The sequence below is a fragment of the Microbacterium sp. SORGH_AS_0428 genome, assembly GCF_031453615.1.
Taxonomy (GTDB): domain Bacteria; phylum Actinomycetota; class Actinomycetes; order Actinomycetales; family Microbacteriaceae; genus Microbacterium.
This window is the reverse complement of record NZ_JAVIZT010000001.1, coordinates 1,819,645-1,834,249: the sequence shown is the minus strand read 5'-3', so window position 1 is coordinate 1,834,249 and position 14,605 is coordinate 1,819,645. Positions and strand designations below refer to the sequence as shown.

Sequence of the window (14,605 nt, the reverse complement as noted above, 5' to 3'; positions counted from 1 at the left end):
GAGACTGCATTTCGAGCACGAGATCACGGGTAACGACCGTGATCTCGTCGCAAACATGTCCCCACGTCCACTCCACGGCCGCTACGCTGCCGCGGAGCCTCTGGACGCGTGGGCCCAGTCTCGAGGGTGAGGAACCGGCGAAAGGAACCGCAATGAGCACGCAGACCTTCCACCTCCCGGATGTCGGCGAGGGTCTCACCGATGCCGAGATCGTCACCTGGCACGTCAAGAGCGGCGACACCGTCGCCGTCAACGACGTGATCGTCGAGATCGAGACGGCGAAGTCGCTCGTCGAGCTGCCCTCGCCCTTCGCCGGCGTGGTCGGCGAGGTGCTCGTCGAAGAGGGGCAGACGGTCGATGTCGGTGCCCCGATCATCACGATCGCGGATGCGGCGGCTCCCGCATCCGATGTCCCCGCCCCCGGCGACCCGGGACTCCCGGCCTCCGCGGCCGAGCCCGAGGCAGGCGGTTCCGTCCTCGTCGGCTACGGCTCCGCCGGTGCTGTCACCTCGCGCCGCCGCAAGCCCGCCGCGGCACCTGCCGCATCCGCCGCCGGCGTCGTGGCGAAGCCGCCGATCCGCAAGCTCGCTCGCGACCTCGGCGTCGACCTCTCCGCCGTGACGCCCAGCGGCGCCGGTGGCGAGGTGACGCGCGACGACGTGGTGAAGCACGCGTCGCAGGCGAGCGTCTTCCGCAACATCGAGACGCCCGAGTGGCCCGAGGTACGCGAGGAGACGATCCCGGTCGCCGCATCCGTCGCCGAAGCCGACCCGCGCGAGGAGTCCATCCCGGTGCGGGGCGTGCGCAAGGCGACCGCCGGCTCCATGGTGCGCAGCGCCTACTCCGCGCCGCACGTGACGGTGTGGACCGACGTCGACGCGACGCGCACGATGGAGCTCGTGAAGCGCCTGAAGGCGTCGCCCGACTACGCCGACACGAAGGTCTCGCCGCTGCTGATCATGGCCCGCGCGGTCATCTGGGCGGTGCGTCGCACGCCCATGGTCAACGCCGCCTGGGTCGACGGTGACGACGGTGCGCAGATCAACCTCCGCCACTACGTGAACCTCGGCATCGCGGCGGCGACGCCGCGCGGACTCATCGTCCCGAACATCAAGGACGCCCAGAACCTGAGCATGCGCGAGCTCGCGAAGGCCCTGGAGCGCCTGACGCTCACGGCGCGAGAGGGCAAGACCCCTCCCGCCGACCAGCAGCAGGGCACCATCACGATCACCAACATCGGCGTCTTCGGGATGGATGCGGGAACCCCCATCATCAACCCGGGCGAGGCAGGGATCATCGCGATGGGAACGATCCGTCAGAAGCCGTGGGTGGTGGACGGCGAGGTGCGCCCGCGCTTCGTGACCACGGTGTCCGGCTCGTTCGACCACCGCGTCATCGACGGCGACGGCATGAGCCGATTCATCGCCGACGTCGCCGCCGTCCTCGAGGAGCCCGCCCTCCTCGTGGAGTGACCCCGCGCCCGGCCCGTGCTCCTGCTCGGGGTCCCGTCCGCGGCGGCGGTGTCCGGGGCGGGGGTCCCGTCCGCGGTGGGGTGTCCGCCTGTGCCCGAGTTGCGTCGCACATGCGCAGATGCGACAGGTTTCCGCATCCGCCACAGTCATCTCCTGTCGCACCTGCGCAGAAGTGTGGCGGATGCGGCCCAGCCGGCACTCGTCCCGCAGCGAGGCCGGCTATCCGAGCCCGAGGCAGGAGGCCATCACGGCCTGGTGCACGGGGAGGAGCGCCCGCTTGAACGCGTGACCGACGAAAGCGGGATGCGCCACCGCGTCCTCGCTGACCTCCCGCCCGCGGATGAACGGCGGGCACGGGTTCAGCTGGACACCGCGAGACGCCGCATCCAGCAGGGATGCGGTGATCCGATACGGCTCGAGGATCCGCGCGTGGTCTGCGGGGTCATCCGTCACGATCACGTCGGCGGAGCGGATGGCGGTAGCGAGGTCCTCGACCCATCGCGCGCCCGGTGTGCGCAGCTCGGACGGGGAACACTGCACCAGGTCGAGCCCGAGTGCGCGAGAGGCCTCCTGCCACGCGCGCGAGATGTTGCCGTCGGGCCCGACGAACAGGAAGCGTGTCGCAGCGAGATCGCGGTTCTGTCGCAGCATCCACAGATCGGCGAGGATCTCGCAAGGGTGGTTGGTGCTGGTCATCGCGTTCACGATCGGAAGCGCACCCGGGTCCGCGAGCGCCTCCAGCACGCCGATGTCGCCATGACGCGCGACGACGAGGTCGGCCCAGCCGGCGAGATAGTTCGCGACGTCCGCATGCGCCTCCGGCTTGTCGAGCGTCGACTCGGGAAGGACGACCGGCTGCAGTCCCATGAGCGCCGCACCGCGCTCGAACGTGACGCGGGTGCGGAGACTTGTCGCAGGGAAGAACATCACCGCGCAGCCGGACGTCTTCGGCCCGCGCCCCGTCCCGTACGCGTCGGCGAGGGCGAAGACCTGCTCGATGTCGGTGGATGTCCAGTCGTCGAGGCGGATGAGGGAGCGCATCCCGCCACCGTATCGACGCGGATGCGGCTGGCTCACCGCATCCGTCCGGCGCCAACCCGTGCAGGGGCCACACTTCTGCGCAACTGCGCCTGTCAATGACTGGCGCATGTGCGCAGAAGTGGCGCAACTGCGCACATGCGACGCAACTCGGGCACAGGGAGGGCACAGGGGCGGCAAGGGCAGGGGCCGGGCGCGCCGGACGTGGGGAAGCGCCCGTACCGAGTTTGATAACGATTATCAGTAGGCGTAGAGTGACCGCCATGCCCCTGAAGACCCGACTTCTCCTCGCGCCCGCCCTCGTCGCCGGCGCCGCCCTCACGCTCGCCGGATGCGCGTCGGCCACGGCCGCGCCGTCGCAGAGCTCCGCCTCCGACGGCGCGATCACCATCGTCACCTCGACGAACGTCTACAGCCAGATCGCCGAGGAGATCGCGGGGGATGCGGCCACGATCACGCCCGTGATCTCGTCCGCCGCGCAGGACCCCCACGACTACGAGGCCACCGCGGCCGACCAGCTGACGGTCCAGAAGGCCGACCTGATCATCCAGAACGGTGGCGGGTACGACGCGTTCATGGACTCGCTCATCGACGCGAGCAAGTCCGAGGCGCCGGTGATCGTGGCCGCCGAGTACTCCGACAGCTGGCAGGGCACCGAGGCGACCGAGCACGACACGGACGAGCTCGAGGCGAGCCCGCACTCCGAGCTCGAGCACGACCACGACCACATCGAGGGCTTCAACGAGCACGTCTGGTACGACCCGCACACGATCGAGCACGTGACCGAGGCCATCACCGAGGAGCTCTCGCGTCTCGTCCCCGACAAGGCGGACACGTTCCAGGCGAACTCGACCGCGTTCCTCGCGCAGGTCGCCGGACTCGAGAAGTCCCTCGACGACATCAAGGCCGCCCACGGCGGTGCCGAGGTCTTCGTGACCGAGCCGGTGCCCGGCTACCTGATCGCCGCGGCCGGACTCGAGAACGCCACGCCGGACGAGTTCAGCGAGGCCGTCGAAGAGGGTCAGGACGTGCCCGCGGCCGTGCTGCTGGCGGCTCTCAACGAGGTCAAGTCGGGCGAGGTGAAGGTGGTCATCGCGAACGCGCAGGCGGGCGGCGCCGAGACGACGCAGATCATCGACGCGGCGGGTTCCGCGGGCATTCCGGTGCTCGAGTTCACGGAAACGCGTCCGGACGACCAGACTTACATCCAGTGGATGCAGAAGAACATCGAGGACCTCGCCGGAGCCCTCGACAAGTGACGGCCGAGCGCGACCCGCTCGTCATCGCGTCCGCTGCGCTCCGGCGCGGCGGACGCGAGCTGTGGCGCGGGCTGGATCTGACCGTCGCGCCCGGCGAGCTGGTCGCCGTGCTCGGACCCAGCGGCGCGGGAAAGACCACGTTGCTGCGGGCGATCCTCGGCCTCGACAGGCTCAGTGAGGGAACCATCACCGCTCTCGGGGCGCCGGTCACCCGGGCGGGCAACCGGCGCATCGGCTACATCCCCCAGCAGCGCCCGCTGCCACGAGACACCTCGATGCGCGGCCGCGACGTCGTCGCGCTCGGCGTGGACGGCCACCGATTCGGTCTGCCGATCTCCCGCCGTCGCGACCGAGCGCGCGTCGACGAGCTCCTCACCGCCGTGGGCGCCGAGACCTTCGCCGAGCGTCCCGTCGGGCTCCTCTCGGGCGGGGAGCAGCAGCGGCTCCGCGTGGGGCAGGCGCTCGCCGACGACCCGCGCCTGTTGCTGTGCGATGAGCCGCTGACGAGTCTCGACCTCGCGAACCAGCAGGCCGTGGTGTCGCTGATCGACCGGCATCGCCGGGAGCGTCAGGCCGGCGTCCTGCTGGTGACCCACGACATCAATCCGGTGCTCGACACCGTCGACCGCATCCTCTACATCGCCGGCGGCACCTTCATGCTCGGCACCCCCGACCAGGTGCTCGACTCCGCCGTGCTCAGCGACCTCTACGGGGCTCCCGTGCACGTGCTCCGCGCGGGCGGGCGCCTCGTCGTCGTCGGAGCGCCGGATGCGGAGCAGTCGCACCACCACCATCACGACCCCGAGGACCACGCATGAACTGGAGCGACGTCGGCGACGCGCTGTTCGGAGGCGTGGCCCAGTACGGCCAGATCCTGGAGCTCGTCCAGAACTCCGTGTGGGCGGGCGCCGTCCTCGGCATCGTCGGCGGTCTCGTCGGCGTGTTCGTGATGCAGCGCGACATGGCCTTCGCGGTGCACGGCATCAGCGAACTCTCCTTCGCCGGCGCCGCTGCCGCCCTCCTCCTCGGCTTCGACGTCGTGACGGGGTCCATCGTCGGCTCGATGATCGCCGCCGCGCTCATCGGCTGGCTCGGCTCCCGCGCGCGTGACCGGAACTCGATCATCGGTGTCCTGATGCCGTTCGGCCTCGGCCTCGGGATCCTCTTCCTCTCGCTGTACAACGGACGAAGCGCCAACCGGTTCAGCCTGCTCACGGGGCAGATCGTCTCCGTGCAGACGGGGCAGCTCGGCGCGCTCATCGCGATCGCCGCCGTTGTGCTGGTGGGCCTGCTGCTCATCTGGCGCCCGCTGCGCTTCGACTCGCTGGATCCCCAGTCGGCCGCCGCGCGCGGGGTGCCCACGAGGGCGGTCTCGCTCGCCTTCATGCTGCTGCTCGGGCTCATCGTCGCCGTCGCCGTGCACATCATCGGCGCCCTGCTCGTACTCGCGCTGCTCGTGACCCCCGCCGCGGCAGCGATGCGCATCTCGACCGGCCCGCTCGCCGTGCCGCTGTGGGCGGCCCTGTTCGGCGTCGTCTCCGCCGTCGGCGGGATCCTGCTCGCGGTGGCGGGCACCCTGCCGGTGAGCCCGTACATCACGACGATCTCCTTCGTCATCTACATCGTCTGTCGCGCGATCGGCGCACGCCGCGACCGCATGACGCGTGCCGTCTGAGAACAGCGCCCGGCCCGCTGCCAGGGTGCGCGGGTAGGATTCGGGCATGGCTCAGCGCAATACCTGGCAGCGCGAGCGCGTCCGCGAAGCCCTCTCCGACGCGCAGGGCTTCGTCAGCGCCCAGACGCTGCACGCGCGGTTGCGCGACGACAACACCGGCATCGGCCTGGCCACGGTCTACCGCGCCCTCGCGGGGCTGGCCGCCGGCGGTGACGCCGACTCGCTGCAGAGCCCCGAGGGCGAGAACCTCTACCGCGCCTGCGTGACGAGCGGGCACCACCATCACCTCATCTGCCGGCAGTGCGGTCTCACCGTCGAGATCGAGGCCTCGGAGGTCGAGGAGTGGGCCCAGCGCACGGCCGCGAGCCACGGCTTCACCTCGGCCGAGCACGTCGTCGACATCTTCGGGCTCTGCGGTGCGTGCACCGCCGCCCGGACGAATGAGCGTGACGACTAGTCGCACCGAGCGCGCGAGGTCGGCGTCGCCGCGGCGCTCGTCCGGCTCGCGTACGTCCGTGGCGCTGAGTCTCGGACTGGCGCTCATCGTCGTCATGGCGGCGATCTACATCTTCGTGCCGCACCTGCTGCCGGCGGACGTCCCCACGCGCCTGCAGGACGGAGTCACCCTCGCGCTCAGCGTGCTCATCGAGTCGCTGCCGTTCGTGGCGCTGGGCGTCGTGCTCTCGATCCTCGTCCAGGTGTGGCTGCCGGCCGGGGTCCTGGAGCGGTGGATGCCGCGTCGCGCCTGGGCGCGGCGTGCGGTGCTGTCGCTGCTGGGCATGATCGTGCCGGTGTGCGAATGCGGCAACGTCCCGTTCGCGCGCGGCCTGCTCATGCGCGGCTTCAGCGTCTCCGAGACCATGACCTTCCTGATCGCTGCGCCGATCGTGAATCCCATCGTGATCATCACGACGCACCAGGCCTTCGGCTTCAGCGACGGCATCCTGATCGCGCGCCTCGTGGGCGGCTATGCGGTGGCGAACCTCATCGGCTGGCTCTACAGCCGCCACCCGGCGCCCGACGCGCTGTTGACCGATCGCTTCCGCGCGACGTGCGAGGTCGTCGTGCACGAGCGCGGCGGCCGCGGGCGCCGCTCCCTCGCGCAGTTCCTCGTCGAGCTGCGCGCGGTCATGCCCGCGCTCGTCATCGGCTCCGCGCTCGCCGGCGCGGTGCAAGTGCTCGTGCCCCGCAACGCACTGCTGGCGATCGGCTCGAACCCCGTGCTGTCGATCGTGGCGATGATGATGCTCGCGATCGTCGTCTCGATCTGCTCGAACATCGACGCCTTCTTCGCGCTCTCGTTCGCCTCGACGTTCACCCCCGGCTCGCTCGTCGCCTTCCTGGTGACCGGTCCGCTGGTGGACGTGAAGATGATCGCTCTGCTGCGCACGACGTTCACCACCCGCGCGCTCGTCGGGATCGTCACGACCGTGCTGCTGTTCGCCTTCGCGCTCGGAGCGGTGGTGAATCTCCTTGCGTAGCGTTCTCACCCGCTGGCTGGGCGCGGGGCTCGCCGCAGCCCTCGCCGTCATCACCCTCGTGCTGGCCGTGACCGGTCGCATCGGCCTGTACATCAACCCGGACGGCGCGTGGTTCGCGATCGGCATGGCCGTCGTCGTGCTCGTCGGAACGGCGTTGAGCTTCGTCCTGCCGTTGGGTGCGGAGGACGACCACGGTCACGACCACGGCGACGCCCACGATGAGGATCACCCGCCTCACGGGCACGAACGCCGCGTGTCGGCGGGAGCCGTGGCCGCGGTGGCCGGCGGCGTGCTCGCCTCGGGCGTCGTGGTGACGATGCTGGCGCTTCCGCCGGCGTCCCTGTCTGCGGAGCTCGCCGCATCCCGTGACGTCGGCGCACCGCCGTTGTTCGCCGGATCGGATGTGGTCTCGCTCGCCTCCACCGGCGACACGTCGAAGTTCGGGGTGGGGGACTGGGCCGCGGTGTTCGCCACGGCCACCAACCCCGACGCGTTCGAGGGTGACGCGGTGACCCTGACGGGCTTCGTCAGCGGCGACATCGACGGCGGGTTCGATCTGAGCCGTCTGGTCATCACACACTGCGTGATCGACGCGCAGCCCGCGCGTCTGGCCATCTCGGCGGATGCGGCCGCGCCGTCCACCGGACAGTGGGTCACCGTCTCGGGCACGGTGCGCGCGACCGGATCCGGGCAGCTGGCGATCGTCGCCGAGCAGGTCACGCCGATCGACGAGCCGAGCGATCCGTATGAGTACTGACGCTCAGCGCCCCTCGCGGCGTGAGCAGGCGCGCCGCCGCCGCATCCGCGCGTATCTCGGGGCGTTCGCGATCGTGCTGGCCGTGCTGGCGCTCGCGGGCGCCGCCGCGGGGGCCGTCGGGACCCTGCAGGGGCCGCGGGTGACGAACGTACAGTTCGACTCGCAGGCGGCGGTGTCCACATCCGGCTCACGCCTGATCCTCACCACGACGCAGACGCTCACCTCGATCGACCCGTCGCAGGTGACCGTCAGCCCGGTGGCGGACTTCGCCGTCGAGACGTCGGGTCGCAGCATCGGCGTGCGCTTCACGCTGCCCCTGCGCGACGACACCGACTACACGGTCACCGTCTCGGGTGTCACGGGACAGGGATCGGATGCGGCCGTCACGCTCACTGAGAGCTTCCGCACCCCGCCGCTGTCGGTGTATCTGCTCCAGCGCGGCGACGACGGCGAGAACGACACGGTCTTTCGCACGTCGCTGTCGGGCGAGGACGCCGTCCCCGTCTTCACGCACCGGCACATCGAGGACTTCCGCGCGACGAGCGCGCATCTCGTGATGTCGGTCGTGGACGACGACGGCTCGAACGAACTCATCGTGACCGACCCCGACGGAACGGGACAACGCTCGCTGCCCCTGCCCGGCACGGGACCCGTTCAGGACCTGCAGACCGCCGACCGCGGCGAGACCATCGGCTACACCTACACGGATCCCGACATGTCGGCCGCGGGGGCGCGGGCGAGCGTGCTCTACACCGCCTCGCTCAAGCCTGCCGATGCCGACACCCCGCCGACCCGCATCGACGTGTCGGGCGAGCCGGCGAGCGTCGCGCAGTGGAGCTTCGTCCCCGACACCGACAGCATCCTCATGCTCTCGTTCCAGGGCCGGTTACTGCTCGCGCCGCCGTCGGGGGCGAACCCCGTCGACCTGGGGGCGGCCGCGCAGATCGAGGGCATCGCCCGCGGCTCGACCACCGCGATCGTGCTCCGCGCCGACGGGCTGGTCACGATCTCGCTCGTCGACGGCTCGGAGGAACCGCTCGTCTCGGCGCAGGACGCGACGGGATATCTCGGCGGCGTGGTGCCGCTGACGGGGGACCGGACGCTGCGTCAGTACACCGACCCGAACGGTGCCGGCTCCTCGCTCCTGCTGGTCGACGGCGAGGGCCACGCCAAGCCGGTGTTCACGGTGGCGGCGAGTTCGGCGCTGCTGCAGACCTGCGTCTCACCGTCCGGTCGCTACGCGGCCGTGCTCGTGCAGCCGGATGCGGCGAAGAACCCCTACGTGACGAGCTACGCCCTGCCGGTTCCCGAGACGGTCGAGACCCACATCCTTGATCTCGACAGCGAGACCGAGGTGTCCAGCCTCGGCGCCTTCGACATCTCCTGGTGCCGGGTCCCGCTGCGATGACGACCCATGTGCTGGCCACACGCGAGGTGCTCAGCGCCCTACCGGTGGAGGTGGCGCCGCTTCTGCTCGACGCGCTGCTGGAGACCGAACGGGACGGCGAACGCGTCGTGCTGCGCCTCAGCGAGGTCGAGGCGTACCACGGCCGCGGCACCGGTGACGTCCCCGATCCCGGCTCACACGCCCGCATGGGGCCGACGCCGCGCAACGCCACGATGTGGGGCGAGCCCGGGCACCTCTACGTGTACCTGAGCCACGGCATCCACTCGTGCGTGAACGTGGTGTGCGGGCCCGCGGGGGTCGCCGGCGGTGTGCTCCTGCGTGGCGCGGAGGTCGTCGAGGGCGCGGATGCGGCCCGTCGCCGCCGCAGCGAGCGCGGTGTCGTGCGCCACGACCGCGACCTGGCCCGCGGGCCGGGGCGTCTCGGTGATGCCTCGGGCCTCCGCCATCCCGTGCACGACGGCATCGACGCCGTGACCGGCGGCATGAGGGCGGGCGCACGCGCCCGACTCCTCCTGCCGGCCAGCCCGCGCCGGGACATCGCCACCGGCCCGCGCGTCGGGGTGGCGGGTGTCGCGGGCGGCGACGAGTTCCCGTGGCGCTTCTGGATCCCCGGCGACCCCACCGTCTCGGCGTTCCGCTGGGGGCGCGGCGCCGGTCCCGGACTCAGCGCAGCGCGGTGACCGCGGCGAAGGCCGCTTTGAGGGCCCGCATCCGCTTCTCGTAGCGGGCCGCCAGGAAGATGAGCGCCACTCCGCCGAGTCCGAGCCACAGCCACCAGAACGCGACGTAGGCCGCGGCGATCCAGGGCCACAGCTGGGCGATCGCGTGAACGAGCAGGACCGCCGAGCCCACCACGAGCGGCGCCTGCAGAGCACGGACCGCTCCGATGACGACGAGGGCGATGGCCACGGCACCCAGTGCGACGACGCGCCACAGTGCCGCGTCCGGGTCGATGTCGTACGCGAGCGACGGCAGCGTCAGCAGGGCGAGCCAGCCTCCGAGCGCGGGCCATGAGCGCCGCGCGGGTTCGGCCCGCATCCGGGCGATGCCCACCGCGAGTCCCGCGACGGCGGGCGGCGCGGTGATGACCTCAATCATCGTGATGACCGCGGGTGCCGTCGACGCGGCGGTGACGAGGGCGAAGGCGCCGGCGGCGCCCAGCAGCACGAGGCCGTTCCGGCGACGCAGCGCCCACCCCGCGGTTCCCGCCGCGCTGAGCGTGACCATGATCAGCAGGACGCGGAGCGTGAACTGCGCGCCCTCGAACGCGGCGAGCTCGGCGATCGTGAACGCGCCCACCCCTGCCGAGAGCACGATCATGGCGGCGATGTCGACATGGCTGCCGGAACGGGTGCGCAGCGCGGCGACCGCGATGGCGGTGACGAGCCCCAACGCCGCGAGAGTCCAGATCTCCGGTTCGATCGTGAAGAGCGCGCCCGGAAGATCCGTCAGGAGCAGGATGCGGGTTCCCGCCGCCGTGGCCAGCGTCGCCGCGCTCGCGACCGCCGCGACCGCCGCGACGCCCCGCCAGCGCTCGCGTCCGAGCACGAGGGCGGACGCCACACCGACCAGCGCCGCGGAGATCATCGTCACGGCCGTCGTCGCCGGTGCCCCGTCGAGCCGCAGGGCGACGCTCGCGACCACGAAGGTCGAGCCGACCGCGGCGACGGAGGAGGGCACGCCCGCCCGCGCGCCGATCCGGACCATACCCACCGCCACCGCGACCGTGCCGATACCGGCGACCAGAGACGCGATCGTGGGTGCCGTCGCATCCGTTCCCGCGCTGCGCACCGCCATCGCCCAGACCGCGACGAGGAGTACGAGCGCGGAGGGCGTCTTGAGGCGGCCGATGTCGGGCAGGGGAGCCAGAACGAGGATGAGGGCGGCCGCGAGCGCCAGCGAGATCACGAGCCACGTGCGCAGCGGTTCGACGGGGGCGAGAACGCTCGGCAGAGCGGTGATCGCGAGGCCCGCCAGCCAGGCGGTCCTCTCGAGGGGACTGGTGCGGTCGGCGCGGAGCGCGGCGACGACCGCACCCGCCGCGAGCGCGACGCCGGCGGGCGCGAAGGCCGGCTCGACCTCGGTGAACACTCCGCCGGCCAACATCAGGGCGCCGGCCACCAGCGCGACGGCCCACGTCGTCCAGCGCAGTGCCGGCGTCAGTGGGACCCGGTGCGCACCGGCGGAGACCAGGTGCAGCGCGAGCAGGACGAGGACGAGGGTCAGGCCGACAGCGAACGAGCCGTGCGTCGCGACGGCGATGACGACGGCGGCTGCGGCCACGAAGGTCGCAACGGGTCCGGCCACGGTCGCGACGCTCACCGCGGCGGCCGAGGCCTCGCGTGCGAGACCGGCACTGACGATCAGCGTGACCGCCACGGCGGCCGCCGCCCACAGGCCCGCCACCTCGGGTCCGGTGACGACGAGGCCGCTGGTCGCCAGGAGCAGCGCACCGAGCGCCGTAGCGGCCATGGCGAGCCCGGGGGCGGACGAACGAAGGCGCGCAAGGAACGCCGACGCGCCGGCGACGGCCGCGGCGATCGCTGCCGCGACGATTCCGCGCGTCGCGTCCGCGCTCAGTGCGGTGGCCGCGAGCGGCAGAAGTCCCACCCCCACACCGACCGCCGCTGCCACCGTTGCCTCGGGGATGCGGCCGAGTCTGCTCAGCAGGACCGCGAAGGCGACGAGGCCCACGGCCGGTGGAACCACGTACGCCTCCAGAGCGGCGTCTGGCCATGCCGACCCGAGCCACAGCCACAGCGCGGCGGTCGCTCCCGCGAACGCCGGCCAGGCCAGGAGGCGTCGGGGCGCAGCGGTCACGGGCACTCCGCCGGCCCGCTGGGCGCGCCAGCCCCGCGTGACGGATGCGGCGCCGATCGCGATCGCGATGATCGCGACGAACGTCCCGCGCCACTCGGCAGGGATCGGAAAGAGCACCCGACCGCCCGGGAGGGGAGTCGGCCACGCCGCCAGCAGGATGACGACCGCCGCGCCCAGATCCGCCGCGAGCCGCACACGCGGCACGCGGACACGGAGCGCGAGGGCCGCACCGCCGGCGATGACGACCGCGGCGACCGCGGCCGTCACGAGCGCAGCGGCGAACCGCGGCGCGACGATGAGGGCGAGCAGAGCCACCGCGCCGGATGCCGCGGCGAGCGCGACGAACGCGGCGCTCGCCCAGGCGACCGGGCTCTCACGGTGTCGCGCGGTCAGCGCGATCAACGCGACGACCAGCAGGGCCGCTCGTGCGATGCCCAGCCCCGGCTCGAGCAGGGCGCGCTCGGCGAGCGGCGAGGTGCCCAGTGCCGCCGCAGCGGGCAGGGAGACGGCGAGCAGCACCGTCGTCGCGAGGGCGAGCGCCCGGCGCGATGCGGCGTCGCGCCAGCCGAGCAACGAGGCGAGCGCCGCCACCAGGGCGACCCACTGCAGCAGCACGAACGCGCAGCCCGCGGCGGCGGCATCCGATGCGCCGCCGAGCTGCACGGACAGCGCATTCGGCGCGATCGTCGCGGACACCGCGAGCACGCCGATCGGAAGGACGGCGAAGGCCACGGCGAGCCCGCCGGCCGCGCGCGCGGCGAGCCGGTGCGCCACCGGCAGCAGCGAGGCGACGGCGACCGCGGCGACCCACAGCCAGATCGCCGACAGGCCGGTCAGGTACGCGGTGCCGGCGCCGATGAAGCCCGCGACGACCCATCCCGTCGTGTCGGCGCGGCGGCGCATCGCGACGACGGATGCGGCCGCCACGACGACGCCGCCCGCGACTGCCGCCGCGGGGATCAGGGTGAGGCCCGCGGCGGAGGTCAGCAGGAGGGTGCCCACGATCGGGCGGAGGTGGCGCACGGCGTCTCGTCGTGCCGCGGGCGCGACGAAGAGGAGCACGCTGAGCACCGCGGCGGCGACGAGTGCCAGGAGCGGGATCTCGAGCGAGCCGCCGGCGGACTCGAACGCCGGCGTGCGCCACAGCGACCAGTTGCCGGAGATCGCGAGCGCTGCTCGCGTCGACCACATCAGGATGTGCACGGCGAGCGAGCAGACCGCGACCACCCCGGCGGCGATGGCGGCGGGAACCAGCCAGGGCAGCCGCACCCGCAGACGATCCAGCGCGACCGCCGTGGCGACCGCCAGGACCGGCGCCACGAGCACGCCGAACACGGGCAGATCGCTGCGGGCGGCGAGCTGCCACCCGGCGGTCGCGAGGGAGAGGGCAGCCAGAACGGATGCCGCGGCGCCGAGCCACGCGCCGGCGACGCGCTCAGATGCGGCGGGGCGCAGCACGAACGCGTACGCCGAGCCGATCACGACCACGCCGGCGTTGGCCCAGACGGCTGCGCCGATCCCTTCGGCGAACAGCGGCGTCAGCAGCGCGCCCACCGCGAGGGCGAACAGGCCGACGATCGCGAGCACGAAGCGCTCGACGGCGCCGGTCTCGCCCGACCGTGCCGAGGATGCGGGCGCGGGGAGCGCATGCGCGAGCCCGCCGACCGCGGCGCCGAGGAGTCCCGCGATCAGCGCCTCGGGCGGCGGCACTGCGACGGCGCCGCCGACCAGGAACCCGATCCCCGCGGGGAGTGCGAGGGATGCCGCGAGATCGGGAGTGCGCAGACGTGAGATGCGGGCCCACGCGCGGCCGATGACCGCCACCGCGAAGGCGCCGATGCCCGTCCACACGGCCGGTCGGAAACTCGCCGCGCCGAACAGATCGTTGGCGTACACCGCCCAGGCGTCGAGTCCCAGCAGCACGACGCCGAGTGCCGCGACGCCCTCCGCCGTGGCAGTGAGGCCTTGTCGCCGCAGCAGTGACGCGCCGCCGATCGTGAGGAGCGTGATCGCCGCCACGATCACCGCGCGCAACGCGATGCCGGCCACGAACCAGGCGAGCAGGAGGAAGAAGACCGCCGCGACGCCGACGAGCGAGACACCCACGATGAGCAGCAGCACCGGCACAGTGAGCCGGCGCCGGCGGGGCGCCGGTGCGGGAGTCGGTGACTGGGGCCCGGGCGGCGGGGATGCGGGGGCCGCGACAACAGGTGCGGAGAGCGCGGGACCCACACGCGCGGCGCCGGACGCGGCGGGCTCGGGCGCGGCGGGAGCGGGGGTGACCACGGCCGGCGGGACGGCCTGCTGCCGAGCGGCGACGGCGGCCTGTTCGGCGAGGACTGCGCGCTCCGCGAGGGCCGCCTGCCGCGCGGCCACGGCGCTCTCGCGAACGGCGGTCATGATGCTCTGACGCGTGGCCTCCGCATCCGCCATCGTCTGGCCGATCGCGAGGACCTGCCCCATGCGCGGATCGTCCAGCGGCTGCCCGCAGGCGGGGCAGGGCGAACCGCTGATGACCGTGAAGCAGGAGGGGCACTTGTGCGGATCGCCGAGCTCGCGCGCGGATGCGGGCCAGCGGCCGCCCTGCGGTGTGTCCGTCATCGTCTCCCCTGAATCGACGGCGTCGCAGCCGTCACGCCATCGTGGCAGTGCGGCAACGGTCGAGAGCGTCAGCGCACGGCGTGCTGTGGACAAC

11 protein-coding genes are annotated in these 14,605 nt (G+C 72.4%); 9 read left to right on the top strand and 2 right to left on the bottom strand.

Translation table 11 applies throughout. The annotated features are described in order from the left end of the window. Positions 1-152: 152 nt before the first annotated feature. A complete protein-coding gene (locus tag QE374_RS08715; protein WP_309734014.1) occupies positions 153-1,472 on the top strand; it encodes a dihydrolipoamide acetyltransferase family protein in 1,320 nt (439 codons plus the stop codon). A 219-nt stretch (positions 1,473-1,691) separates the two neighbouring features. Here the strand turns inward: QE374_RS08715 and QE374_RS08710 are convergent, their stop codons facing one another. After that, positions 1,692-2,513 carry an ornithine carbamoyltransferase gene (locus QE374_RS08710; protein ID WP_309734012.1) on the bottom strand — a complete coding sequence of 274 codons (822 nt, stop codon included), beginning with the start codon at positions 2,511-2,513 and terminating at the stop codon, positions 1,692-1,694. 260 nt (positions 2,514-2,773) lie between these two features. Here QE374_RS08710 and QE374_RS08705 point away from each other — a divergent pair, with 260 nt between their 5' ends. Genes QE374_RS08705 through QE374_RS08670 form a run of 8 tightly spaced genes read left to right on the top strand, consistent with a single transcriptional unit; the run spans position 2,774 to position 9,770 of the window. Beyond that, entirely contained in the window at positions 2,774-3,769 is a 996-nt protein-coding gene (locus QE374_RS08705; RefSeq protein ID WP_309734010.1) for a metal ABC transporter solute-binding protein, Zn/Mn family, read from the top strand. Continuing rightward, positions 3,766-4,587, top strand: coding sequence for an ATP-binding cassette domain-containing protein (locus tag QE374_RS08700; protein ID WP_309734008.1), 822 nt, complete (start codon positions 3,766-3,768; stop codon positions 4,585-4,587). The genes QE374_RS08705 and QE374_RS08700 overlap by 4 nt, the downstream gene beginning before the upstream one ends. Continuing rightward, on the top strand, positions 4,584-5,444 hold the full coding sequence (locus QE374_RS08695; RefSeq protein ID WP_309734005.1) for a metal ABC transporter permease: 861 nt from the start codon (positions 4,584-4,586) through the stop codon (positions 5,442-5,444). The genes QE374_RS08700 and QE374_RS08695 overlap by 4 nt, the downstream gene beginning before the upstream one ends. Positions 5,445-5,490: 46 nt before the next feature. Beyond that, a complete protein-coding gene (locus QE374_RS08690; protein WP_309734003.1) occupies positions 5,491-5,901 on the top strand; it encodes a transcriptional repressor in 411 nt (136 codons plus the stop codon). Further along, positions 5,885-6,925: a permease gene (locus tag QE374_RS08685; protein ID WP_396653328.1), complete on the top strand. Its 1,041-nt coding sequence runs from the start codon at positions 5,885-5,887 to the stop codon at positions 6,923-6,925. Before QE374_RS08690 ends, QE374_RS08685 begins: the two co-directional genes overlap by 17 nt. After that, positions 6,918-7,682, top strand: a complete 765-nt coding sequence (locus tag QE374_RS08680) for a TIGR03943 family putative permease subunit (RefSeq protein ID WP_309734001.1) — start codon at positions 6,918-6,920, stop codon at positions 7,680-7,682. Before QE374_RS08685 ends, QE374_RS08680 begins: the two co-directional genes overlap by 8 nt. Further along, a complete protein-coding gene (locus QE374_RS08675) occupies positions 7,672-9,090 on the top strand; it encodes a hypothetical protein (RefSeq protein ID WP_309733998.1) in 1,419 nt (472 codons plus the stop codon). Before QE374_RS08680 ends, QE374_RS08675 begins: the two co-directional genes overlap by 11 nt. After that, entirely contained in the window at positions 9,087-9,770 is a 684-nt protein-coding gene (locus QE374_RS08670) for a DNA-3-methyladenine glycosylase (RefSeq protein ID WP_309736649.1), read from the top strand. The genes QE374_RS08675 and QE374_RS08670 overlap by 4 nt, the downstream gene beginning before the upstream one ends. Here QE374_RS08670 and QE374_RS08665 read toward each other — a convergent pair. After that, complete coding sequence (locus QE374_RS08665; RefSeq protein WP_309733996.1) at positions 9,754-14,511, bottom strand: SCO7613 C-terminal domain-containing membrane protein; 4,758 nt, start codon at positions 14,509-14,511, stop codon at positions 9,754-9,756. The genes QE374_RS08670 and QE374_RS08665 overlap by 17 nt on opposite strands. Positions 14,512-14,605: the final 94 nt, after the last annotated feature.